The sequence below is a fragment of the Methylobacterium sp. B4 genome, from assembly GCF_003201865.1.
Taxonomy (GTDB): domain Bacteria; phylum Pseudomonadota; class Alphaproteobacteria; order Rhizobiales; family Beijerinckiaceae; genus Methylobacterium.
The window spans coordinates 98599-120423 of sequence record NZ_QJJJ01000009.1 but is presented as its reverse complement, the minus strand read 5'-3'; the positions used below and the strand labels follow the sequence as shown (position 1 = coordinate 120423).

Below are 21825 nucleotides of genomic sequence, written 5' to 3'. Positions count from 1 at the left end.
TGAACGCAATGGAAGGCGACGTGCAGGCGCGCGTCACCGTGCCGGCGCCAGCGCCGGCGGCATCGGGTTCAGGCTCGGGGAGGCTCGGGTAGCGGGGACCCGTGCAGGCTGGCGAAGGAGGCCGCGTCGGGCCAGGCCCGGCTCATGCGCGTGGCGACCGGGGCCGGGACTGGGACCGAGGTTGGCAGGACGGACGCGACGTGGGCGAGGCAGAGCGCCAGCAACGGGCAGCCGGCCTTGGCGCAATCCGGCTTCTCCGCCTTCTCGGGCGGGCAGCAGGGCATGTCGTCCATGTCCATGCCGGCCATGTCCATGGCGCCGTGGTCCATAGCGGGCGTCGGGCCGTGCGCCTGCGCCGTCATGGACGCGTGCATACCCGCGGCGGCCGCGGAAGCGGTCACCGGCGTCAGGGCGAGGCTGAGAACCGCCAGAAGCGGGAGCAGCCGCCGGAGGGCGAGCCTGAACGTCACGAATCGACGATGCCAGTTTTTCGGGTCGTTCGGAAGGTCGATGGACGTCGGGTTAAGTCTTCCTACCGTGGGGAGGTCAAGGGCAAATCGCCGCCGGGACCGTGTCGGGCGATCCCGGCGGTTCTTAGCGGCGTTCAGTATCCGTGATGGTGATGGTGGTGGCCCCGGTCGAAGTGGACGGGGCGATCGTAGCCGTGATGGTGGTGACGCTCGTAGCCGTGGCGGTAACCGTAGCCATGGTGATGATGGTGATCCCAGTGGTGATGGTGATGATGGCGCGGCCCGCGCTCGTACCACTGCGCGGAGGCGGCGCCGGGGAGCAGCACCAGGGCAGCCGCAACCAGACCTGCGATGCGAAGCTTCATGGGAGGACCCTCCTCGGTTGAGATGTCTCCAGACTGGGCAAGTCGCGTTGAACCGGTTCTGAAGCCTGCGCGCAGCCTCCGTTCAGCGAACGGCGCCGCTTCCCTCGACGACGTCCGGCCGCGCCCCCCACAAGGCTATCGCCAGGCCGAGGTTCGCCAGCGCGAGCGCCACCAGCAGGCCGTAGGCCGCGTCGGCGCCGCCGTAAGTGAGCGCCACCGCGCCGAGGGAGGGTGCCACGGCCTGCGCGATCAAGCCCGGCCGCGCCAAGCGTCCGACGAGCACCGGGTAGCGGACCGGGCCAAACAGGGCGAGCGGCACCGTGCCCCGGGCGATGGAGTAGATCCCGTTGCCGGCCCCGTAGAGCACCAGGGCGACGCCGACCGCCGGCACGCCGGCCGCGAGGACCGCCAGGCCGGCTGCCACCAGCACCATGGCCGCGGTCAGCGTCCAGAGCGGGTGGTGCCGCCCCTTCGCAGCCATCTCGACGATGCGGGCGCCGACCTGGGCCGGCCCGATCAGGGCGCCGTAGGACACCGCGGCGGCGAGTGCCACGCCGCGGGCCTGCAGCAGCGCGATCAGGTGGACGGAGACCAGCGCCATCACGGTGCCGCCTAGGATCAGGACACCAGCCATCAGCAGGAAGGCCCGACGCTCGCGGGAGGTGAGCGGCCCGTCCTCTCGCCGGCCCCCGTCCCGGTCGCACGCCAGGGCCGCCGCCGCCGGGATCATGACGAGCACGAGCGGCAGGGTCACGGCGACGTGCAGCCCGGCATAGGCGAGGCAGGCGAGACGCCAGCCCACCTGCTCGACCAGTAAGGCCGAGAGCGGCCAGCAGACGGTGCTGGCGAAGCCGCCCCACAGCGTCAGCGTGGTGATGGCCGGGCGGGCCTCGGCCCCGTAGAGACGTCCGAGGGTCGCGAAGGCCGGATCGTACAGGCCGCAGCCCATGCCGAGCCCGATGACCAGCCATCCCGCCAGGAACGCCGGAAGGTTCGGCGCCAGCCCGATCACGACGTGGCCGGCCGCCAGCAGCAGGGCGGCCAGCGCCAGGACCGGGCGTCCCCCGTGCCGGTTGATGGCGATTCCCACGCGGGGCGAGGCGATGGCCGCCACCAGGAGCCCGACGGACAGGCCGCCGACCACCCAGGCCAGCGGCCAGCCGGTGTCGGCGGCGATGGGACCGGCGAGCACCGCCGGCAGGTAGAAAGACGAGCCCCAGGCGAGGATCTCCACCACGCCCAGGGCCGAGATGACGGCGAGGCGGCCGCGGGCCTCAGATCTCACGGGAGGCAGGCTTCAGGGCCGCTCCCTTGCCCGCCGCGCCGCGCTCGTACCAGCCTTGGCTGCGGTTCACGATCCACACGACCGAGAGCATCACCGGCACCTCGATGAGCACGCCGACCACGGTGGCGAGCGCCGCGCCCGAGTTGAAGCCGAACAGGCTGATCGCTGCCGCGACCGCCAGCTCGAAGAAGTTCGAGGCGCCAATCAGCGCCGACGGGCCGGCGACGCAGTGCTGCTCGCCCGCGGCGCGGTTCAGGAGGTAGGCCAACCCCGAGTTCAGGTAGACCTGGATGAGGATCGGCACCGCGAGCAGGCCGATGACCGCGGGCTGCGCCAGGATCTGCTCGCCCTGGAAGCCGAACAGCAGCACCAGGGTGGCCAGGAGCGCCGCCAGCGAGACCGGGCCGAGCCGGGCGAGCAGCCGGTCCAGCGCCGCCTGCCCGCCCGAGGCGAGGAGGGCGCGGCGCACGACCTGGGCGATGATCACCGGGATGACGATGTAGAGCACGACCGACAGCACCAGCGTGCCCCAGGGCACCGTGATGGCCGAGAGGCCGAGCAGCAGGCCGACGATGGGCGCGAAGGCGACCACCATGATGGTGTCGTTGAGCGCCACCTGGCTCAGGGTGAAGTGCGGCTCGCCCTTCGTCAGGTTCGACCAAACGAACACCATGGCGGTGCAGGGCGCCGCCGCCAGGATGATGAGCCCGGCGATGTAGCTGTCGGCCTGGTCGGCGGGCAGGTAGGGCCGGAACAGGTAGCCGATGAACAGCCAGCCGAGCGCGGCCATCGAGAAGGGCTTCACCGCCCAGTTGATGAACAGGGTCACGCCGATGCCGCGCCAGTGCCGGCCGACGTGCCGCAGCGAGGCGAAGTCGATCTTGAGCAGCATGGGGATGACCATGAGCCAGATCAGCACCGCCACCGGCAGGTTCACCTTGGCGACCTCGGCTGCGCCGACGGCGTGGAAGAAACCCGGCATGACGTGGCCGAGCGCGATGCCGGCCACGATGCAGAGGGCGACCCAGAGGGTCAGGTAGCGTTCGAAGGTGCTCATGGTGCCTCAGGCGGTGGCGACGCGACGGCCGCGCTCGTCGACGACGCGCTCGCCGTCCTCCTTGACGAACTCGCCCTGCTGGTCGGGCAACAGGTCAAGCACCGCCTCGGACGGCCGGCACAGGCGCACGCCCTTCGGGCTCACGACCAGCGGGCGGTTGAGCAGGACCGGGTGAGCCTCGACGGCGTCGAGGAGTTGCTCGTCGGTCAGCGCCGGGTCGGCGAGGCCGAGCTCGGCGTAGGGCGTGCCCTTCTCGCGCAGCGCGTCCCGAACCGTGAGGCCGGCGCGGGCGAGGAGCTGCACCAACAGCAACCGCGCGGGCGGGGTTTTCAGGTACTCGACCACGTGCGGCTCGACGCCGGCGTTGCGGATCATCGCCAACGTGTTCCGCGAGGTCCCGCAGGCGGGGTTGTGGTAGACGACGACGTCGAACGCCTCAGGCATGGGCGGTGTCTCCCGCGGGGCAATCACAGGCGGACAGGGCCGCAACGACGGAGCCGCAGACCTCGGGTCGGCCCTGGCAGCAGTCGCGCATCAGGAAGGCGAGCAGGTCGGACAGGCCGCCATAGGCGGCGCTGTAGATGACCGACTTGCCCTCGCGCCGGGATGTGATCAGCCCGGCGTGGGAGAGCTCCTTCAGGTGGAAGGACAGGTTGTTGCCGGCGACGTTCACCGTCTCGGCGAGGACGCCGGCGGCGAGCCCGTCCGGGCCGGCGGTGACCAGGGCGCGCACGACCCGGAGCCGGTGCTCCTGGCCGAGGGCGGCGAAGGCGGCGAGGGCTTGCCGTTCGTCCATCGAATGACCTACATATCAACTTTCGTTGAAACGTAGAGGAAAGAACCGCCTTGGACAAGCCCCAGCAGCCGTTCGCCGACGGGATGCCGAACCTCTCCGAGGCGCATTTCGAGGTGCCGTCCGAGGAGCGGATGGCGGCGCCGACGCCGCTCGACCATGCGCCTCGGTTCCTCGTCCTCTACGGGTCGCTCCGGGAGCGGTCGTTCAGCCGCTTCCTGGCCTACGAGGCGGCGCGGTTGCTGGAGGCGATGGGCGGCGAGGTCCGCATCTTCCACGCGGACGGACTGCCGCTACCGGACGACAGCACCGCCGATCATCCGAAGGTGCAGGAACTCCGGCAGCTCTCGATCTGGTCGGAAGGGCAGGTCTGGATCAGCCCCGAGCGGCACGGTAACCTGACCGGCGTGATGAAGGCCCAGGTCGACTGGCTGCCGCTGAGCGAGGGCTCGGTGCGCCCGACGCAGGGACGCACGCTCGCGGTGATGCAGGTCTCCGGCGGATCGCAGAGCTTCAACGCCGTGAACAGCCTGCGCATCCTCGGGCGCTGGATGCGGATGTTCACCATCCCGAACCAGTCCTCAGTGCCGATGGCTTACAAGGAGTTCGACGAGGCAGGCCGCATGAGGCCGGGCCCACTCTACGACCGGGTTGTGGACGTCTGCGAGGAGCTGGTGAAGTTCACCCTGCTGACCCGCGGGCGGGCCGATCACCTCGTCGACCGCTACTCTGAGCGGAAGGAGCGCGAGCCCGATTGGCTCAAGTCGGTCGCTGCCGACATCGGATTGGTGAAGCGGTAGGTCTGCTCTCGCCCAGTAAGCGGACGCTCGATTGACCGAAGATGATTGTCAGCTTGTGGCGCGTAGCCGACCAGTCGGCATGCTAACTCATGGCCGAAAGCGGACCGGCAGCTGTCGGCGTCCAAGCATTGAAAGCGGACGCGTGATAGGCCGGCGTTCGCGCGCCGCGCCCATCCGTGACCGGGTTTGCGTCATGCCCCTTGCGTTGGCCTGGCCCGTGACCAAACCTTTTCCCGGGCGGCGCGGCGTGCTGCCGGGCTCGGGCGGCGGATCACCGTGATCATCTCCTACCAAACGAGGGAACAGCAGGTTCTCTGCTGTAAGATCGATGAGGGCGAGGCGACGTTCGGTGCCCCCGCTGCCCAAGCGCTCGTCGCAACGATAGCCGACCTCGAAGCGTTCGAGACGGCGGAAGAGATGGTAGGTTTCTGGCCGGGCGTTAAAATCTCGGGTGACAAGTCTATCGAGGTGGAGATCGGCTCCTACTTCCGTGCGACACTCGTGCCTGCCGGGGTCAGATTCGAGCGCTCCGCCGACGGCGTGCCGAACTGGTCCACGGTCCGGTATCTTAAGCTGGTCGAGCTTGTCAGTTGTCCATGATCCACGAGCAGTCCCTCCAACGCGACTGGTTCTCCAAGCCGGGCGACTCGGTGCTCTCGCTCATGGAGCGACGCAATCTGAGCGCTGTGGACGTGTCCGCTTCGCTGGACGGCGGCATCGAGACGCTGCGTGGGCTGGTCTCGGGCAGCGTCCGGATCGACGGCAAGCTCGCGGACGAGTTGGCCTCGGTCCTCGGGGGCACCCCGGGCTTCTGGCTCAGGCGTCAATCCGGGTACGAGGAAGCGTTGGAGCGGGTCGTCAGCGCCGTCGTGTCAGGCCACTTTGTCGAGTGGCTGGAGCGCGTGCCGATCCCGGGCTCGACCGGGCGGGCGAGAATGACCGAGGGCGAGAAGCGCTCCGCCGTGCGGCAACGACTGGCGTTCTTCAACGTGAACGGGCCAGACGCTTGGGCACGGCGTTACGCCTCGACCAGCGAGACGCGCTTCAGGACGTCAAACTCCTTCTCGTCCAGCGAAGGCGCCACGACGACATGGCTGCGGCTTGGCGAGCTTGAGGCGTCGTTGATCCAAACGGGGTGCTGGGATCCCGACGCGCTGCGCACGCTCGTTCCCGAGATCCGGACCCTCACGAGCATCAGCCAGCCCGCCCGTTTCCTCCCGAGGCTCAGGGCCATGCTCGGCAGCGTCGGGGTGGCCCTGTCGGTCGTACGCGCGCCCGACGGGTGCAGGGCCAGCGGAGCAGCCCGGATGCTCTCGCCGACGAAGGCCATGGTCCTGATGAGCTTTCGGCATCGCTCGGACGACCATTTCTGGTTCACGCTCTTCCATGAGCTCGGTCACCTGCTCCTTCATGCAGGGGCCACGTTCGTCGATGGCGAGGGCACGACCGCCGACGAGCACGAACGCGAGGCGAACGAGTTCGCGCGTGATTGCATCATTCCCGCGAGCCGCCGTGCCGAGTTCGAGGTCCTGCGCCCGGACCGCACCGCAGTGCTGCGGTTCAGCGTATCGGTCGGGATCGCCGCGGGCATAATCGTCGGCCAGATGCAGCATAGCGGGATGATCCCCTACGACCGCCTGAACACCTTGAAGCGGCGTTGGAACTGGGACGACATCCGCGAGGCGCTGCCCTAGCCCTTGAAGTGGACGAACCTGTCGGGGCTCTTCTGCCAATTGCAGAGAGCGTCCTCCATAACCGCCATGCCCACGCCCAGGTCCCGGTCGAGAATGTCGAGCCGCGCCTGCAGCACGTGGAGCGGCGTCGCGCTCCGCGCCTGTCCGTCGAGGAGCAGGCGGGCTCCCATCGCTGGGCCGGTGGCGCCGTCGAGGTAGGCGGACCCGGCCGCTATGGGCGCGATCCGGTATCGACCGATCAGGGAAAGGTAGTCGAAGCGGGCGAGCCGACCGAAGGTCGGCATCGGGAGCTCGCGGTAGAGGACGTCGAAGATGGCGTGGGGGTCGTTGCCGGCCCGCCTGACGACATCGGCGAAAAAGCGGGCGTGACCCGCAGGTCCGATCCATCTCACGTAGCTGTCAACTACCGCGCTCATGGGACGGGAGGCGTTCGGGCGGAGGCTCTCGTACTTGCGGTGGTTGCCGAACTTGCCGCGGATCCCCTGCCAATTCGCAGCGAGCCACGCGTTGAAGGCCGCGGGGTTGCCGCTGACCGTCGCCCAGTCCCACCTTCCCTGTCCGAGCCGACCGTAGACGTCGCGCAAGCGCAGCCAACCGGTATCCACGGGACGAGCGAAGTGGGTCATCAGGAAGACCAGCCAGGCAGCCTCGTCGACGTCGCCGTTCTGCACGTGGTAGGCGACCGCGCGTTCGGCATCGAACCCGGGATCGTTCGGGTCGGCCCGACGGGGATGGATCGGCCCGCGCTGGACGACCTGGTAGTAGCTCTCGCGCCGCAGGCTGGCGATGAACTGCGTGGCGAGGCAGTCGAGCGCCGCGGGCGCCGCGATGCCCGGGAGAGGATGCTGGTGCCGGCTCAGGGAGTTCGCGATGCGCGTCTTCTCCCCGGCCCAGGACGCCCACGTCACTCCGGCTTCCTCCTCGCGTCGACGGGTTCGCGGGGCGACGGTTCCTTGAGCCTCGCTCCCCGGCGGCCCTCAATATAGGCACGGTAAGCAGGCTCTTGAAGCTCGGCCTTCAACTCGTCGAGGCGAGCCTCGTCACCTGAGGACCAGAACACCTGCATCATCCGCAGGATGTCGGCCCAGTAAGGTTCCGGCAGGAGTTCGCCGGCGACGACCCGTTCTTTCAATCGGACCCGCCCCTCGGCGGCCACGAGAGCGTCGACATGCTCGAAGGGGTCGCCCTTCGGCATCTCAGGCATTTCGAACGTTCGCTGGTACCCTTCGTCCAGATACTCAAGGAGCGTTTCGTGGCGATCGTCGTAGAAATGCATGCTCCCGACATAGTGTAGGTACTCTCCGAGCTCGACTCCCAGGCGCCTCGCCGTCATCTCCTGCAACATCGAGAAGCAGAAGACGTCGTGCGGCAATCCGAGGACGGCGTCGTTAGAGCGCATGTTGACCGACATGTGCAGCGAGCCGTCCCTAAGGTGGAACTGCAGGCTGATCGTGCACGGGGTCTCGGGGTGATGGAACGGAGTGCCGAGATCGGCAGGATAGTCGAGCGCGATGTCCTCGGCGTTGAAGAGCTGGATGACGGCGCGCTTGGACGAGGGCTTGTACCGCAGCAGGCGGATGACGCTATCGACCTGATCGATGCCGTTTCGCATGGCGAAGAGACGGGGGCCGTACCCACCAGGCACAACGCCGTCGACGGCCTCCTTCCTATAGTCGGGGATGTACGGCTCGATGAAATCGAGCCTGTTCGACTGGGTTAGGTACCAGAAGAACTCGCCGAGCGCGCTGAACGGCTTGCCTCGATTCTCGGATCGACTCAGGCGTGCCCTGGGCTTGGCGATGCGGAGCGCGACGCCCAGCATCTCGATCGTTTCGCCACGGGATCCCTTATTACGAGCGCCTTGGTCGAGCAGCCGCCGGTAGAGCTCGATCAGGATGTCGTCGAGGCCTTCGCCGCTAATTTCCACCTTCGGTCACTCCGCTCCGTGCCGGCTTAGACGTACAGGGCCGTCCCCGCTCGCCACCATATACGGGAGCACGTGGAGATGCCGGTAAGCCTCCAGGGCTCCTATCGCGCGCAGATCGTCCCTCGCACTTTCGTCCGGTCTCGTTGCGCACCGGGAAATTGGATCGAGGGCAGTCGCCAAGGACACGGGTTGCGGGAAACGTCCGCTCACGGGCCACCTGCCACTCGGCGCTTGTAACGTCCAGTTTCGGAAACGACGAAATCAGCCTTAATGACCGACATGGAGCGCGAAGCCTAAGCTCCGGTTTTGGGCAGCGCGCTGATGTCGGCTTCTGGCGCATTCAAGTCATGCCCGGGGACGTCCTCGCCGTAATGGGGCCGGCCTCCGCCGACGCGGCCGCCTCCGACCTGACGCTGAGCGTCGCCGGCACCGAGACCTGAGGCGGCCCCGCGGGGTACGTGCTTCCCTGACTTTTCGTTACACAACCCCGCAGCCCCGTTACAGAACACAGGAGTAACGGGGCGCTCCCTAACCGTACGAACCCCGGCCGGAGGGTCGTCCGAAAACCGGGGAATACGAACCAACCGCCCAGGGAAGCATTTACCAAGGGGGCAATCGCGGCTTGCGGGCGATTCGACGAGCTGGGATCGTCGCCTCGAACAGGGAGGCCGCCATGAACGCCACGAACATCGCCGAGGGTTTCGATAGCGGCTTCCAGCGCCTGGCGGTGGCGGCCTTCAACCTGCACATGGACCGCGTCGAGGCCCGCCAGGATGCCGCCTTCGAGCAGCGCGACCGGAACCTGAGCGCCGTAGGGAAGGTCGCCGCCCGGGTGCGTGCGGACGGGGAGCGGATCGACGCCCTGGAGGCCGACAACGCCCGGCTTCGTGCCGAGCTCTCCGCGATGCGGATGCGGGCCCTGCGCGCCGAGGGGCAACTCGACGACGTGAAGGGCGCGCTCCGGACCCTCCGCGGAAACCGCGCGGCATGACGGGATGCCCTCGCGGCACGACGTGCGCACACGAGAGCATGACAATGTGCGCACAAGTGTGCACAGGGTAAGGGACAAGCCATTTCTGCCGCGTCCGGCGTGGCAGGCTGTCGCAGTCCGACGCAGGCAAAAAGAGAGGGCCGCCCCGGCGCCGGGGCGGCCCTCTTTCGTTGCGGGGTGTCCGGCGTGATCAGGCCGCGAGCTTGGCGGGCTCCGGCTGGTCGTCGATCAGATCCTCCAGGATCGCCAGGGCGTGGGCCCGCGGGTCGTCGGACTGAGGCTTGACCGGCTCGTCGGCGGCGCGCTTGCCGACAAGGACGATCTTGTCGCCGACCCGGGCGAAGCCCTTGCCGACACGGGCCTCCCGGCAGAGGGGCAGATCCGCGATGGGGCGCTCGCCGAGGACGTGCTCGCCGACCCGCGCAGCGCCGTGCTGCGTCAGCCGGTGGAGATCGGCCGGGCTCAGCTTCGCGATCCACTTGGCGATGTCCTCCGGCAGGCGGGTCATGTCAGGGGCCGGGTGGCGGCCCCCGGAGAGCGCCGACAGGGCGTAGTCGAAGGTGATGCGCCCGGCGTCGACGTCGAGATCCGGCAAGGCGGCCTTCCCGCCGGATTCGGGGGCGGCGGCGACGCGCTCCAGGGCGTCCTCGACCTCGGCGCCGGGGGGCGGCGCCATGTTCGGGAAGACGCTTCGGACGATCCACCGCCCAGCCTCCCACGCCGTCTTCGTCATCGCCGCCATCATCAGCATCACCATGACGGCCATCCGCCTCAGTGTACGCATGTCGTCGTCCCTTCCCGTTCGTGCGGTCCCGGGACGATTTTTCCCCGCACGTACGCATGCCACCAGACCGCACGTGCGGTTTTTTCACGCGCTCCTGATCCGGGCCGCCGCGGCGCGGGCCTCGGGAGTGTCATTCCGAGTGAGGGGCAGGCCCATCTGGCGCATCTCGGCGAGCGTTGGGGCCCGGAGCCAAGCCTGCCGGGCGGTCGTGCGCACGACGACGGCCCAGTAGCTGCCCCAGGCGGCCATCGTGTCATCCACGAGGCCGTGGTCCTCCCATAGCCGAACCCGTCGCGGCTCGGCCCCGAGGCCTGCCGCCAGCGCGAGGCGGCGGTTCAGGCGCGCCTCGGTGCCCGCGGGATCGAGCTCGTCGGCCGCATCCGCCATTGGAACGTGCGCGAGCGACCCGTGTGCTCCGAGGCGGTGGACGACGTGCCCTCCGCCCCACGGGCCGGTTCCCTGCGAGGACATCCCGGCCCGCGTCGTCACGACGAGCGTCCCCGGCTCGGCATCCAGCTCGTAGACGCCGACCAGGTTGAGGCCCGCCCCCTCCCAGCGCGCGGCCCTGATGGGGCGGTCGTTGCAAACGTGGCCCGTGGCCGGGTCTGCGAGCATCGCGGTCCAAAGCCACGAATCGGCGGTAAGGCGCGAAATAATCATGCCGCAGCGTGCCACCGTGCCCTTCGGCGGGCAAGCGATCCCGTAAGCAGAGGGACAGCCAACTTGTACATTGTACAAGTCGTGTACATTGTACACACCGCCCTAACAGCGGATTGCACCCAAAGCCCCCGGCGCGACAGTGAATTACACCCAGCCAGTCGCTGCGATATGTCTTGCGAATCCTAGAATGCGGTCTACTTTTGCCTCGTCGCGTTCTGACGGGAGCTGTCGTGTGCTGAGGCGCAGGGGACCACAACTATCGGCGACGGACGTTCGCGCCCGCCTGCGGGACGAATGCTGCCGTCGCGGCGGGCAGCGCGCGTGGGCCCGCGTCCACGACGTCGCCGACACGTACGTCTCGGGCGTCATCAGCGGCCGGCTCGAGCCCGGACCGAAGATCCTCCGCGCGCTCGGCCTGGCGCGCGACCCCGCCACGTACAGCGAGATCTGGGAGCCGCCCTATGCAGAAAAGTGAAACCGCCGTCGCCGCCGTCGCGGCGCTCCATCCCGCCGACGAGCTCGCCTACGTCCGCGCCGAGATGGATTGCCTGACCGGTCGCGAGATCGCCCTGACCCGCGCCCTCGTCGCCGACCGCGAGGCCCGCGTGGGCTCGCTCCACCACGCCGTCGTCACGCGCGTCTCCGGGAAGGACGCCATCGACGTCGAGCGCCTGCCCGACCTGCTCACGATCCTGTGGCTACTCACGCAGGGCGACATCGTTGCCCTCGATTGCGAGACGACCGGCCTGCACGCGCTCGACGGCGACCGCGTCGTCAGCGTCGGGCTCTACCCGTGCCACATCACGGGGCGCGGCCCCGTCAAGCCGGGGTTCCGACACCTCGACGACGTGGGAGCCGACAATCCGTTCCGCGCGACGGTCAACCCCGGTCGCCCGAGCTCGCCCCAGGCCGCCGCGGTGCACGGCCTGACGGACGAAGTCCTCGCGACGAGGCAGCCGTTCTCGAAGGGGCTCGCCTACGAGATCTACGATCTCGTCGCCGGCCGAACCGTCGTCGCCCACAACGCGCCTTTCGACGTCGGCTTCCTGGAAATGGAGTGCAACCGCCTCGACCTGGGCTTCCGGGACTGGCCCGGGGCCGTGGTCGACACCCGCATACTCTGCAAGCTGCTCTGGCCGGGTGAGCCCGGCACGCTCGACGCGTTGGCCAACCGGCTCGGCGTCAGCCGCGGCGACCGGGACGCCGGTCACGACGCGCTCCGGGACGCCATCCTCCTGGCGGAATGCCTGCCCGGCCTCGTCGCCGAGATCCGTCGGAGGCTCGCATGACCGCCCGGACCGATTTCGCCGACCGCCTCGTAGAGCTCGACGTCGCCCAGACCCGGACCCGTCTAGCGGCTGCCCTCGCCGCGGTGAAGTCGCACCCCGGCTACGCCGCCGGCCCCCGCGCCGCGACGCTCCAGGGCGCCGTCGGCGCCGTCGAGCGTGCCCTCCTGCTGGCGTCGAGGGAGTGCATCCAGCGCCTCGACGCCGCCCTGACCGAGGCGGACCGCCCGCCCGCGACCCTCGCCGAGGCCCACGCCGACATCGTCGCCGGCCTCGATGCCGACGCGCCGGCCCCGCCCGTCCGCCGGTCGCCGCCCCCGCCCCCGATGCGAGGCCCCGTCCCCCCGCGGCCGCGCCTGCCGGCCCGCCCCTGATCCGTGCGTCGTGCGCCAGGCGGCAGTGGCGTCCCAATCAGAAACGGCAATCCTGCATCCAACGAGGCACACATGATCAAGCGCAGCTTCCCCCTCGTCACCGTCCCGATGTCCGAGCGCCCCTACGGCGAGGACTGCCCGGACGCCCGGCGCCCCGACGGTCGGTTCTGGAGCCGGCGCCGGTACCGCGGCGTCGAGATCCAGCACGGCATGGGGGCCTGGGAGTGGTCCTTCACCGTGGGCGGCCGCTTCCAGACCGCCGCCACGCTCACGGCCGCCTGCGACCGGATCGACACCTACCGCGCCCGCCAAGCCGGGCAGGCCAGCCGCGCCGCGGCCTGAGGCCCCACGTCGCGCGCCAGGCGACAGTGGCGCCCTGACACAGACAGGCATCCCCACCAGAACAGGAGAGCGCCCCGTGCGCCAGGAAAACGAAGCGATCAACCAGGCCCTGCAGCGAGCCTGGGAGCAGGGCAGGAACGGGACGGCCCTCGCGCCCGATGCGGCGTCGGGCGTGGTCGACGCCCTGCGCGACGCCGGATTCGAGATCGTGCCGACGCCCGACGACGACCCGCTCCCCGAGCCGGACGAGATCTGCCTCAGCGTCGGGTACGGGGAGACGCCGCTGCCGTACATGTCCGAGGGGAGCGCCGCCCGCGTCGGCGAGGCCCGCCGGACGGGGGACTGGTCTCAGGTCTCGGATGCCGACTGGAATGCGTGGGTAAACATCCTGCGGACCGACGCGGACCGTAGGATGGAGGTCCGCCCGATCACCGAGGAAGACCGAGCCAGACTGCGTGACGCCCATGGCATCCATGTCCAGGCGGGCGAGGCGCGCTCCTTGGCTCGCGAGCGTCGTCAGGCGGTCCCCATCGAGATCCAGATGGAGGGCCAGAGCATGAGGCTATACGCGAGCCCTTCCACTGTAATGGGTCTCTCGGCCATGCTGAGCGCGGTCTGCGAGGTCTACGAGAATTGGGGGGCTTGCTGATGCGCGCCCTCCTCACCCTCACCTGCGGCGGCCCCGGGCGGGTCGCCATCACGGCGGGGGCCATCGTGGCCATCGTCTTCGTCCTGGCCGGAGCCGGCTGGGATCTCGCCCGGGCGGCGTGGATCACGACGCTGGCCCTGGCGGGGTTCACCTTCGCCTTCGCCGTCCTCGCCATGGTCGGGGCCGCCACCGGCGTCTCCGACGAGGCCCCCGTCACCGTGAAGGAGGGCGACCGTGGGTAAGCCGAAGATCGACCAGCGCGCCCTGAAGGCGGCCGCCACTCGGTTGGGTCGCGTCCGGTTGGAGACGATCTACAACACCATGGGGGCGTCGGGGCGTGCCGCCCGCACCGTCGCCGGTGCTCTCGATTCAGGGTTACCGGCGTGCCCGGAGGGCGCCGGTAATGGGGCTGGCTCTCAGGCCGGGCTGGAGTTCCTGATCCAGAACGCGCTGCGCCTCTACGCCGAGGAGCTCGCCAAGGTCTACGAGGCCGTCCTCGCAGGTGCGGAGGCCACCCGTGGCTGATGCAACCAGTATCTCCACCGTCCCCTTCGACGGCGCCACGGTCTGGGCGACGCTGACGCCCGGCATGCAGGCCCGCATCGGCGCACTCGCCCTGGAGGCCGCCGTCGGGCGCGCCATCGCCGAACACGCCTTCGACCCGGCCTCCCGCGCCGGAACGGAGGCCGAGCGGATCGCGCTCGGCGCCCTGCAGGAGGCCGTGCTCGGGATGGACGGCCTGTCCGACAAGGCATGGGTCGAGCCGGAGAACTGGGGCGCGCGCATCGTCGAGCGGTTCCGGCTCCCGTCCGTGCTCGGCCAGGCCTGTCACGGCTGCGGATGCAGCGAGCGCGATCCGTGTGACGAGGGCTGCGGCTGGCATGACGCCGTGACCTGCACCGCCTGCGCCGTCCCGGTGCAGATCAACCTCTCGGGAGAAGCCCTGTGACCGCCACCCCCCGTCCCGCCGTCCGCCTGCCGCTGCGGCTCCCCCCAACCGTGCGGGGGGCCTGCGCCGCGGTCCAGACCGTCGCGCCGCTGCCCGAGCCGGTCGCCCCGGCGCCGGAGCCCGAAGCCCCGCTGGCGGAGGTCCTCGCCACGGAGGCGGCCGCCCTCGCCGAGGTCGCCGATCCCGCCGCCCTGGAGGCTGCCCGCCGGGAGCGGCGCGCCCGCGACATCGTCGAGGCCCTCGACGGCGTGCTCCGGGACAATCCCCTCGACGAGACGACGCTGATGATCGACCTGCAGCCGGCCAAGGAGCACGAGCGCGGCCGCGCCCTCGGACGGCGCTCGGCCCGATGCGGGGGATCGGCGGCACGGCTGCAGGCCTACCTGCGCGACGATTGGCACCCCCGGCACGCGGAACTCGTGGCCCTGCATGCCCGCCTGATCGAGGCCGAGGATCGCCTCCGGACCGAATCGCGCGCGCTCTCCCGCTAGGGCCATGGTGCCTTGCTTGGTCATACGTACGCTTGTCCCCGGGGCGGGCCGAGGGGCCCGCGGGACAAGGGATCAAGGCCGTGGCATTCAGCAGGACACCGTACGCAGACCGTATCGCGGCGGGCATGTCGGCGGCGGGCGGGGACCGGCATTTCGCGCCGGGGGCCGCCTACCGCCGCGGCGGATTCGACAAGAGGGCGTGGATCAAGGCGGTCAACTCGGTCCTCAAGGAGACGCGCCCGGGCTACGAGGTGCGCGTCGTGGGGTTCGTCGACAGGCCGCCCGTGATGACGCTCGTCAGCCGAGTGGACGGTGTCGTCGTCACGCTTACGAGGTCGATCCAGCCGGAGGAGACGAGCGTCCAAGCCGTCGAGTGCATGATCGACGTCTACGAGCGCGCCAGGAAGGCCTCGGCCAGGGAGGAGGCGTCGCGGTTGTACGCCGCCCAGTACCCGGACCGGGTGCTCCCGAGGAGGAACCTGCCGCGGGGCAGGAGCCGCCCCCGGGTCGAGGAGCCCGAGGAGGCCGCGGCCCCGGGCATGCGTCCCTGACGCCGGCCGTCACCCCGAAAGCGAAAGGGCCCCCGGAGGCGATCCGGGGGCCCCCTTTTTTCATTCGGCGTCGTCGTCCTCGTGGCGCTCCCGCGCCCGCCGGCGCTCCTCCGGCTGCTCGGGCGTCGCCCCCATCCGGGCGATGACCTCGGAGACGCGCGCCGGGGCGTAGCCCCAGACGTCCACGCCGACGTCGCACGACTGGGACGTCCCCGGCAGGGAGCCGTGCGTGTGTCCGTGGACGTGCAGGGCGCCCCGGAACGACCCGGGCCAGGCGCGCATGGGGTAGTGGTCGCACACGATCCTGCGGCCCTCGGCGTGCACGGTCAGCCGCTCCTGCACGCTCTGCCACGGCAGCGACGTCACCCTGGGTCTGTCGTGGTTCCCGACGCAGAGATGCTTGTGCCCCTGCAGGGCGGCGAAGATCTCGGCGGCCCTCGCCGGCGTGTGCCCCCACTCGAAGTCGCCGAGGTGCACGACGGTGTCGCCGGGTCGGACGAGGCTGTTCCATGCCTCGATGAGCAGCCGGTCCATCTCGGCGACGTCGCGGAACGGGCGGTCGGTGTGGGCGATGGCGCCGGCGTGCCCGAAGTGCGTGTCGCCGACGAACCACACGGTGCCACGCGGCGGGGTGAGATTGTTGTGGTGGGTCATGGATGCAGCCTCCGTGGGGGGCTGCGCGCGCGGCGTCACTCCCCTGGATGGGTCTCTCGATGCGGGGCTAAGCGCGCTTTTCGTTTCACCGGGGGCCTCTTGGGGCGCTGGGGAATCGGCAGGATCGCAGCTCGCGATTCGTCCGGTCAAGCCTGCGGCCAGGGTTGCCGTGCGTCACGGTGAAGGAAGGGTGAACCGGGGGCCGGAACGTCCACCGGAGGCGGGGTGTGGTGGACGTTCCGGCCCCGTTGACCCGCGCCGGCTTGTTCCTATTTCGTTCTCATGCGGAGGCGGGACATGCACGGGTACGAGGACGTCGCGATCAGCGCGGCCGGCGAGGAGCGGGACGCCCTGTGGCGCGCCCTGGCCGAGGACCTGGCGGAGGCCTCGGGCCGCGCCCGCGGCCCGTCCGGGTTCGTGCAGGCCGAGCGCCCGGCGGACCTGGCGCGGGCCCTCGGGAGGGGCCGGCGCGCTAAGCGAGGGCGGGCTTCCGCCGCCTTGTCGCGGGCTTCCTGACCGGCCGCGGCGGCGGGGGAGGGAGGGGGACGCGGGCGAGGACCTCGCGCTCCCGCTCGTAGGCCTCCATGATCGCCGCGACCCACAGGGCCATGCCCTCCGCCTTCAGGTCCATGCGCTGGGCCCGGTCGTAGTGCAGCCGGGTCACCGCGGCCGTGCGCTCGCGCTCCTCGGCGCGCCCGTCCACGTGATCCAGGATGGCCGCCGCGGCCCCGCCCAGCCGGCGCTCGCCGAGGAACGTGGCGATGCCCCGCCGGACGTCGTGGGGCGTCCATCGGCGGATGGCATAGATCGCGAACAGGTCCGGCTTCCCGGGGGCGGCCTTGCCCTCCCGCAGGCCCTGCAGGCGGGACAAAAGCTGGTTGATGGCCAGGTAGGACACGTGGCCGTCGCCGCGCCGGGACGGGAACATCCACGGTGCAGGCGCCTCTCGGCCTCGGGCGTCTTCTTGGCGGTAGCGCTCGATCACGGCCCACGCCGCCGGCGGGACCGGCAGGGCGTGCGGAAGCTTCGACTTCATGACCTCGCCCGGCCAGCCGATGGCGGTCCAGCCCGGCAGGACGTTGCTGAACTGCGGCACGCACGAACCCACCTGCGTCGTGACGAGCGCGCCCGTCCGCTGCCCCGTCAGGACGACGGCCCATAGGGCCCCGAGCAACCCGGCGCCGGTGGCGTGCTCCGTCTGCCCGAGGGACCTGTACCGCTCCGCGACGGCGAGCGTGCGGGCGAGTTCCTCGACGGTCGGCACGTGGTCGCGCTTGCCCGCGGCGTAGTCGACCGTCAGACGGTCCCACCAGGGGAAGTTCACGCGGACGAGCCGGCAGCGGATGGGCTGCTCCTTCCAGCCCCAGGTCATCGCATCGCGGAACTGACCGATGACGCGCTTGGCCGCGCTGCGCTTCGTGGCGCCGTCCTCCAGCAGCCGCTGCCGGACGCCGAGAAGGGCTTCCAGGTCCAGGCTGGCGACCGTCGACATGCTGAGGCCGGATAGCTCGGGGTGCCGCAGGTAGCCCTCGTAGCTCGCGCGCCAGCGCCCCGCCTTCAGCTTGGGCAGCTTCCAGGCGAGGTAGGCGTCGATCAGGTCGCCGAGGACCCAGGGGCCGTCGCGCCGGCGCTCCTCGGCGGTCTGGGTCTCGGGATCCTCCTCGGGCCACGCGGCGTCCAGGGCCTCCTCCTCGCTGCCGGTCCGGGCCAAGGCCGCCTCGTAGATGCGGGTCTCCATCCGCGGGTCGTGCGTGCCCGGGACGGCGAGGCGGATGCGCTCGGCCTGGTCGCGGGCCTGTGTGAGCGTGATCACCGCCGCGTCGCCGATCCTCACGGTCCCGGTCTTCGACTTCCGCATCCACGTCGCGCTGTTGCGGGTCACACGCAGGACGAGGCCGGCGCAGTCGGCGTCGACGAGGTCGAGGCCGCGCCCGGGGACCGTCCCCTTCCGGATCATGGCGCGCGCCTTGGTCACGTGCCCCGCGGTCAACGCCACGCGCTCCCGGGCGTACGAGCCCCTGCCACCCTCGACGGCCATTCAGTCCCTCCCGGCGGATACCACCGGGATACCACCTGACCCGAATCGCCTCCGCAACCCCGGCATTAACCGTGGGAGGGCGATTTCCCCTGTATTTTCGGGCGGTTGGTTACCGAAACCCTGGACGGACCGGATACCACGAGCGCTGAGGATTCAGCCTTCCAAGCTGAATACGAGGGTTCGATTCCCTTCACCCGCTCCAACGCTTCCTGCCCCAACAATTGACGATCTGCCGGCGGCCTGCGGATCGTCGCCGCCGCGATGGATGCGGCTGGGTTCGGACCAAGATGGGCCGCAACCCGATCCGAGCCGGCTCGCAAACCCACTGACAAGTCTGGAACGGGAACCCGACATCGGGCATTTCGAGCGGCGATCACGCCGATCGATTGCCGTCGCGGGGACGTTCGAGGGGTGACGAGAAACGTGCGGGGACGATGGCGCCGACGGCGCCCGGGAGTGCATCTTTGCGCAAGTCAGTGTTCCCGAGAGGCCGGGAAGCCGTTCTGCTTCTTGGTCTGACGACGCTGCTCGTCGTGAGCGCCGTCGCAGCGTTTTACCTCACGCGGCCCACGACCCTGACCCTCGCCGTCGCCCCGAACGGAGGCACCGAACCGGCCCTGCTGCGCGCCTATGCCGACGAACTTGCCCGCAGGAAGCTGGGGCTGCGTTTGAAGGTCGTCCCGTTCGACGGCGTGCGCGAGAGCGCGGAGGCGCTCAAGGCCGGCAAGGCCGACCTGGCGGTGGTCCGGCCGGACGTGTCGATGCCGGGTAACGGCCTGACCCTCGCGGTCCTGCGGGAACTGGCCGTCTTCGTCGCGGCGCCGGCCGCCGCCGGCATCGCGAACATCCCGGATCTGGCGGGCAAGCGCCTCGGGCTGCTGGCCGGTCGCACCGCCGACCGGACGCTCGTCGGCAACCTCGTGGCCCATCATGGGCTGGAGGTTTTGACGGACGCTGCCGCCGGTGCCGTGCCGACGACCGCGCTGGCCCTCGTACCAGTGGAGGAGGCGGAGATCGTCGACGCCCTCGGCAGCGGGCGCATCGACGCAATGATGCTGGTGACGACACCGACCTCGCCGGTCTCGCGACGGGTCGTCGGCCTCGTGCGCCGGGCGAGCAAGGACGGGGCGGTCGCGCTCGTCGGGGTGCCGGACGCCGCCGCGATCCTGGCACGCTGGCCGCGCCTGCAGCCGGTCACACTGCCGGCGGCCCTGTTCGGCGGCAATCCGCGCCTGCCCGCCGAGGAGGTTGCGACGGTCGGCTCGTCCTACCGGCTGATGGCGCGCGCCGACCTGCCGCGAAGCGTCGCCGCCGAGGTGACACAGCACCTGTTCGAGATGCGCGCCGCACTGGCGGAGAGCGTGCCAGTGGCGGAAGAGGTCACCCATCCGGCCTACGAGGACACCGCGGACGCCACCAGCGCCCGCCTGCCCATCCATCCCGGCGCCATCGACTATTACGAGCGAGAGCAGGAAACCTTCATCGAGCGCTACGAGAGCTGGATCTACCTCGTCGCCATCCTGGCCGGCGGCGTCGGCTCGACCTTCGCCTGGCTGCGGCAGCGCCTGGGACGCATCCGCCGCGAGCGGATCGAGGTCGCCACCGCGCGTCTGCTCGAACTCCGCTCCGAGGCGCGGCGCGAGGAGGACGGGGAGCGGCTGGAGGCCATGGCGGCCGAGATCGACGATCTCGCGGCCAGCATCGCCCGCCACGCCCTGAACAGGCCGACGGAGCCGCGAACCCTGGGGGCCGCCAACGTCGCCATCGAGGCGGCGCGCTCGACGATCCGGCGTGCCGCAGCCCGTCCGGCCCGCGTCGGCAGCGGTGACACCCTCTGATGTCGCCGGCCTCGGCGGCGCGTTCCGCGCCTACGCTTTGACGAAGGCGAGCAGGTCGGCGTTGAGCACGTCCGCGTTCACCGTCAGCATGCCGTGCGGGAAGCCCGGATAGGTCTTCAGGCTACCGTTCCGGAGGAGCTTGATCGACTTCATCGCCGCGGCGACGATCGGCACGATCTGGTCGTCCTCGCCGTGCAGCACCAGTGTCGGCACGCCGATCGCCTTCCCGCGTCGGCAGCGGTGACACCCTCTGATGTCGCCGGCCTCGGCGGCGCGTTCCGCGCCTACGCTTTGACGAAGGCGAGCAGGTCGGCGTTGAGCACGTCCGCGTTCACCGTCAGCATGCCGTGCGGGAAGCCCGGATAGGTCTTCAGGCTACCGTTCCGGAGGAGCTTGATCGACTTCATCGCCGCGGCGACGATCGGCACGATCTGGTCGTCCTCGCCGTGCAGCACCAGTGTCGGCACGCCGATCGCCTTGAGATCCTCGGTCTGGTCGGTCTCCGAGAACGCCTTGATGCCCTCGTAATGGGCCTTGGCGCTGCCCATCATGCCCTGCCGCCACCAATTCTGGATCACGCCCGGATGCACCGTCGCGCCGTCGCGGTTGAAGCCGTAGAAGGGGCCGGTCGGGACATCGACGAAGAAATGGGCGCGGTTGTCCGCCAGCGCCTTGCGGAAGCCGTCGAAGACCTCGAGCGGCAGACCCTCCGGGTTGGCCTCGGTCTTGAGCATCAGCGGCGGCACGGCGCTCACCAGCACCGCCTTGGCGACCCGGCCCTGCGGCTCGCCGAACCGGGCGACGTAGCGCGCGGCCTCGCCGCCGCCGGTCGAATGGCCGATATGGACGGCGTTGCGCAGATCGAGATGCTCGACCACCGCCGCGGCGTCGGCCGCGTAGTGATCCATGTCGTGGCCTTCCGAGACCTGGGCCGAACGACCGTGGCCGCGGCGGTCATGGGCGACGACGCGGTAGCCGTTCGCGACGAAGAACAGCATCTGCGCGTCCCAATCGTCGGAGGAGAGCGGCCATCCGTGATGGAACATGACCGGCTGGGCGCCCTTGGGGCCCCAATCCTTGTAGAAGATCTCGACGCCGTCTTTGGTGGTGACGTAGGGCATCACGGTCTCCGTTCGATCGGCTATTGAAAGTGATTCTAAGGTAATTCTGCAGCGACGTACCCGTGCCGCGACGAGTTTCTGTCACGAAAATGTCGTGCGCAAAGGCATTCGACCGGAATGCGATCCAAGATCGATGCCAGAGATTTCAAAGTGATCTGTCAGCGCATCGGCAAACGCCTGCGAATCGCTGCGGGGGACGGCGCAGCTAAGCATATCCCGGCTGCATGTGCTTGCGGGATCGTGGGCGTTACCGGATCGATCAGGCGTTTGGCGGATCGCCCTCCGCCGTCCGGAGTAGGGCCGGGCTCGAAAGGCTTAGGCCGTCGCGGCTCTCCGGCAACGCGTTCGTCGTGTTCCGATGAGACATCACGTCCGGGGGGCGCCGGGCGTCACGGGCACGCGGCCTCTGGAAGCCGGTCAGAAGTCGCTGGCGAGACCCTTCACTTCCCAGTCGTCATAGCGCACGGGCTCGAGGCCGCCGCGTCCGAGCGTCTCGGGGCGCCGCGCGATCTCGGCGGCGCGGGCATCGATGGCCGCCCGCCGCTCGGCCGCCTCCGCGAGGGCGCGCTGCGCCGCCGGAGAGAGCGGACGGCCTTCTGCCTCGACCTTGGCCTCGACCTCGTTTGCGTCCGCATCGGTCATGCCGCTCTCCTTCGTTGCTTGCATCGCTCGGCTACAGATGTGACTGCGTCATCTCCGGGGCCAG

28 protein-coding genes and 1 pseudogene are annotated in these 21825 nt (G+C 70.0%); 14 read left to right on the top strand and 15 right to left on the bottom strand.

Annotated features, from left to right (window positions below; translation table 11 throughout):
* Positions 1-68: 68 nt before the first annotated feature.
* From BY998_RS13500 to BY998_RS13475, 6 genes are all read right to left on the bottom strand, one after another.
* Positions 69-470 (bottom strand): hypothetical protein, encoded by a 402-nt coding sequence (locus tag BY998_RS13500; protein WP_110352137.1) that lies wholly within the window; start codon positions 468-470, stop codon positions 69-71.
* A 134-nt stretch (positions 471-604) separates the two neighbouring features.
* Positions 605-835: a hypothetical protein gene (locus BY998_RS24385; protein ID WP_177302883.1), complete on the bottom strand. Its 231-nt coding sequence runs from the start codon at positions 833-835 to the stop codon at positions 605-607.
* Between the two features lie 82 nt (positions 836-917).
* Positions 918-2120 carry an MFS transporter gene (locus tag BY998_RS13490; protein WP_110352136.1) on the bottom strand — a complete coding sequence of 401 codons (1203 nt, stop codon included), beginning with the start codon at positions 2118-2120 and terminating at the stop codon, positions 918-920.
* Positions 2110-3177 carry an ACR3 family arsenite efflux transporter gene (arsB, locus tag BY998_RS13485; protein ID WP_110352135.1) on the bottom strand — a complete coding sequence of 356 codons (1068 nt, stop codon included), beginning with the start codon at positions 3175-3177 and terminating at the stop codon, positions 2110-2112. Before arsB ends, BY998_RS13490 begins: the two co-directional genes overlap by 11 nt.
* A gap of 6 nt (positions 3178-3183) precedes the next feature.
* Positions 3184-3621, bottom strand: a complete 438-nt coding sequence (gene arsC, locus BY998_RS13480) for an arsenate reductase (glutaredoxin) (RefSeq protein ID WP_110352134.1) — start codon at positions 3619-3621, stop codon at positions 3184-3186.
* Entirely contained in the window at positions 3614-3973 is a 360-nt protein-coding gene (locus BY998_RS13475) for a metalloregulator ArsR/SmtB family transcription factor (protein WP_110352133.1), read from the bottom strand. The genes arsC and BY998_RS13475 overlap by 8 nt, the downstream gene beginning before the upstream one ends.
* A 50-nt stretch (positions 3974-4023) precedes the next feature.
* On the opposite strand from BY998_RS13475, the gene arsH reads away from it, so the two are divergent.
* The 3 genes from arsH (at position 4024) to BY998_RS13460 (ending at position 6464) form a co-directional block, all read left to right on the top strand.
* Positions 4024-4770 (top strand): arsenical resistance protein ArsH, encoded by a 747-nt coding sequence (gene arsH / locus BY998_RS13470; RefSeq protein ID WP_110352132.1) that lies wholly within the window; start codon positions 4024-4026, stop codon positions 4768-4770.
* Between the two features lie 276 nt (positions 4771-5046).
* Positions 5047-5370, top strand: a complete 324-nt coding sequence (locus BY998_RS13465; protein ID WP_017483147.1) for a hypothetical protein — start codon at positions 5047-5049, stop codon at positions 5368-5370.
* Positions 5367-6464 (top strand): ImmA/IrrE family metallo-endopeptidase, encoded by a 1098-nt coding sequence (locus BY998_RS13460; protein ID WP_110352131.1) that lies wholly within the window; start codon positions 5367-5369, stop codon positions 6462-6464. Before BY998_RS13465 ends, BY998_RS13460 begins: the two co-directional genes overlap by 4 nt.
* Here BY998_RS13460 and BY998_RS13455 read toward each other — a convergent pair.
* Positions 6461-7372 (bottom strand): hypothetical protein, encoded by a 912-nt coding sequence (locus BY998_RS13455; RefSeq protein ID WP_110352130.1) that lies wholly within the window; start codon positions 7370-7372, stop codon positions 6461-6463. The two genes, BY998_RS13460 and BY998_RS13455, sit on opposite strands and share 4 nt — an antisense overlap.
* Positions 7369-8391, bottom strand: a complete 1023-nt coding sequence (locus BY998_RS13450) for a thymidylate synthase (protein WP_110352129.1) — start codon at positions 8389-8391, stop codon at positions 7369-7371. The genes BY998_RS13455 and BY998_RS13450 overlap by 4 nt, the downstream gene beginning before the upstream one ends.
* 673 nt (positions 8392-9064) lie before the next feature.
* Between BY998_RS13450 and BY998_RS13445 the strand changes: the two genes are divergently transcribed.
* Complete coding sequence (locus tag BY998_RS13445) at positions 9065-9382, top strand: response regulator receiver protein (protein WP_110352128.1); 318 nt, start codon at positions 9065-9067, stop codon at positions 9380-9382.
* Positions 9383-9572: 190 nt separating this feature from the next.
* Here BY998_RS13445 and BY998_RS13440 read toward each other — a convergent pair whose 3' ends face one another.
* Entirely contained in the window at positions 9573-10166 is a 594-nt protein-coding gene (locus BY998_RS13440) for a hypothetical protein (protein ID WP_146221779.1), read from the bottom strand.
* 84 nt (positions 10167-10250) lie between these two features.
* Positions 10251-10841: a hypothetical protein gene (locus tag BY998_RS13435; protein ID WP_146221778.1), complete on the bottom strand. Its 591-nt coding sequence runs from the start codon at positions 10839-10841 to the stop codon at positions 10251-10253.
* Positions 10842-11287: 446 nt separating this feature from the next.
* Between BY998_RS13435 and BY998_RS13430 the strand changes: the two genes are divergently transcribed.
* The 9 genes from BY998_RS13430 (at position 11288) to BY998_RS13390 (ending at position 15468) form a co-directional block, all read left to right on the top strand.
* On the top strand, positions 11288-12115 hold the full coding sequence (locus tag BY998_RS13430; RefSeq protein ID WP_110352125.1) for an exonuclease domain-containing protein: 828 nt from the start codon (positions 11288-11290) through the stop codon (positions 12113-12115).
* Positions 12112-12486 (top strand): hypothetical protein, encoded by a 375-nt coding sequence (locus BY998_RS13425; protein WP_110352124.1) that lies wholly within the window; start codon positions 12112-12114, stop codon positions 12484-12486. The genes BY998_RS13430 and BY998_RS13425 overlap by 4 nt, the downstream gene beginning before the upstream one ends.
* Before the next feature lie 72 nt (positions 12487-12558).
* Positions 12559-12828 carry a hypothetical protein gene (locus BY998_RS13420; RefSeq protein ID WP_110352123.1) on the top strand — a complete coding sequence of 90 codons (270 nt, stop codon included), beginning with the start codon at positions 12559-12561 and terminating at the stop codon, positions 12826-12828.
* Positions 12829-12904: 76 nt separating this feature from the next.
* Positions 12905-13477: a hypothetical protein gene (locus BY998_RS13415; protein WP_110352122.1), complete on the top strand. Its 573-nt coding sequence runs from the start codon at positions 12905-12907 to the stop codon at positions 13475-13477.
* A complete protein-coding gene (locus BY998_RS13410; RefSeq protein WP_110352121.1) occupies positions 13477-13719 on the top strand; it encodes a hypothetical protein in 243 nt (80 codons plus the stop codon). The genes BY998_RS13415 and BY998_RS13410 overlap by 1 nt, the downstream gene beginning before the upstream one ends.
* Entirely contained in the window at positions 13712-14002 is a 291-nt protein-coding gene (locus tag BY998_RS13405) for a hypothetical protein (protein ID WP_110352120.1), read from the top strand. Before BY998_RS13410 ends, BY998_RS13405 begins: the two co-directional genes overlap by 8 nt.
* Positions 13995-14426, top strand: a complete 432-nt coding sequence (locus tag BY998_RS13400; RefSeq protein WP_110352119.1) for a hypothetical protein — start codon at positions 13995-13997, stop codon at positions 14424-14426. The genes BY998_RS13405 and BY998_RS13400 overlap by 8 nt, the downstream gene beginning before the upstream one ends.
* Entirely contained in the window at positions 14423-14917 is a 495-nt protein-coding gene (locus tag BY998_RS13395; protein WP_110352118.1) for a hypothetical protein, read from the top strand. The genes BY998_RS13400 and BY998_RS13395 overlap by 4 nt, the downstream gene beginning before the upstream one ends.
* Positions 14918-14997: 80 nt before the next feature.
* The gene (locus tag BY998_RS13390; protein WP_110352117.1) at positions 14998-15468 is read left to right on the top strand and encodes a hypothetical protein; all 471 of its coding nucleotides are present in this window, start codon (positions 14998-15000) and stop codon (positions 15466-15468) included.
* Between the two features lie 60 nt (positions 15469-15528).
* Here BY998_RS13390 and BY998_RS13385 read toward each other — a convergent pair whose 3' ends face one another.
* Positions 15529-16122, bottom strand: coding sequence for a metallophosphoesterase (locus BY998_RS13385; RefSeq protein ID WP_110352116.1), 594 nt, complete (start codon positions 16120-16122; stop codon positions 15529-15531).
* 472 nt (positions 16123-16594) lie between these two features.
* Positions 16595-18160: an integrase arm-type DNA-binding domain-containing protein gene (locus BY998_RS13375; protein WP_110352114.1), complete on the bottom strand. Its 1566-nt coding sequence runs from the start codon at positions 18158-18160 to the stop codon at positions 16595-16597.
* 515 nt (positions 18161-18675) lie between these two features.
* On the opposite strand from BY998_RS13375, the gene BY998_RS13365 reads away from it, so the two are divergent.
* The gene (locus BY998_RS13365; protein WP_245421588.1) at positions 18676-19998 is read left to right on the top strand and encodes a TAXI family TRAP transporter solute-binding subunit; all 1323 of its coding nucleotides are present in this window, start codon (positions 18676-18678) and stop codon (positions 19996-19998) included.
* A gap of 30 nt (positions 19999-20028) precedes the next feature.
* On the opposite strand, the pseudogene BY998_RS13360 reads toward BY998_RS13365, so the two are convergent.
* The 3 genes and pseudogenes from BY998_RS13360 to BY998_RS13350 form a co-directional block, all read right to left on the bottom strand.
* Positions 20029-20223, bottom strand: a pseudogene (locus tag BY998_RS13360) (alpha/beta hydrolase); the annotation flags it as partial.
* A gap of 59 nt (positions 20224-20282) precedes the next feature.
* Entirely contained in the window at positions 20283-21119 is an 837-nt protein-coding gene (locus tag BY998_RS13355; protein ID WP_110352112.1) for an alpha/beta hydrolase, read from the bottom strand.
* 417 nt (positions 21120-21536) lie between these two features.
* On the bottom strand, positions 21537-21761 hold the full coding sequence (locus tag BY998_RS13350; protein WP_110352111.1) for a DUF1674 domain-containing protein: 225 nt from the start codon (positions 21759-21761) through the stop codon (positions 21537-21539).
* Positions 21762-21825: the final 64 nt, after the last annotated feature.

Coding starts and splice junctions, on each gene's coding strand:
- BY998_RS24385 (WP_177302883.1), bottom strand. CDS start 835: ATGAAGCTTCGCATCGCAGGTCTGGTTGCGGCTGCCCTGGTGCTGCTC.
- arsB (WP_110352135.1), bottom strand. CDS start 3,177: ATGAGCACCTTCGAACGCTACCTGACCCTCTGGGTCGCCCTCTGCATC.
- arsC (WP_110352134.1), bottom strand. CDS start 3,621: ATGCCTGAGGCGTTCGACGTCGTCGTCTACCACAACCCCGCCTGCGGG.
- BY998_RS13475 (WP_110352133.1), bottom strand. CDS start 3,973: ATGGACGAACGGCAAGCCCTCGCCGCCTTCGCCGCCCTCGGCCAGGAG.
- BY998_RS13460 (WP_110352131.1), top strand. CDS start 5,367: ATGATCCACGAGCAGTCCCTCCAACGCGACTGGTTCTCCAAGCCGGGC.
- BY998_RS13445 (WP_110352128.1), top strand. CDS start 9,065: ATGAACGCCACGAACATCGCCGAGGGTTTCGATAGCGGCTTCCAGCGC.
- BY998_RS13440 (WP_146221779.1), bottom strand. CDS start 10,166: ATGCGTACACTGAGGCGGATGGCCGTCATGGTGATGCTGATGATGGCG.
- BY998_RS13430 (WP_110352125.1), top strand. CDS start 11,288: ATGCAGAAAAGTGAAACCGCCGTCGCCGCCGTCGCGGCGCTCCATCCC.
- BY998_RS13425 (WP_110352124.1), top strand. CDS start 12,112: ATGACCGCCCGGACCGATTTCGCCGACCGCCTCGTAGAGCTCGACGTC.
- BY998_RS13420 (WP_110352123.1), top strand. CDS start 12,559: ATGATCAAGCGCAGCTTCCCCCTCGTCACCGTCCCGATGTCCGAGCGC.
- BY998_RS13410 (WP_110352121.1), top strand. CDS start 13,477: ATGCGCGCCCTCCTCACCCTCACCTGCGGCGGCCCCGGGCGGGTCGCC.
- BY998_RS13385 (WP_110352116.1), bottom strand. CDS start 16,122: ATGACCCACCACAACAATCTCACCCCGCCGCGTGGCACCGTGTGGTTC.
- BY998_RS13375 (WP_110352114.1), bottom strand. CDS start 18,160: ATGGCCGTCGAGGGTGGCAGGGGCTCGTACGCCCGGGAGCGCGTGGCG.
- BY998_RS13355 (WP_110352112.1), bottom strand. CDS start 21,119: ATGCCCTACGTCACCACCAAAGACGGCGTCGAGATCTTCTACAAGGAT.
- BY998_RS13350 (WP_110352111.1), bottom strand. CDS start 21,761: ATGACCGATGCGGACGCAAACGAGGTCGAGGCCAAGGTCGAGGCAGAA.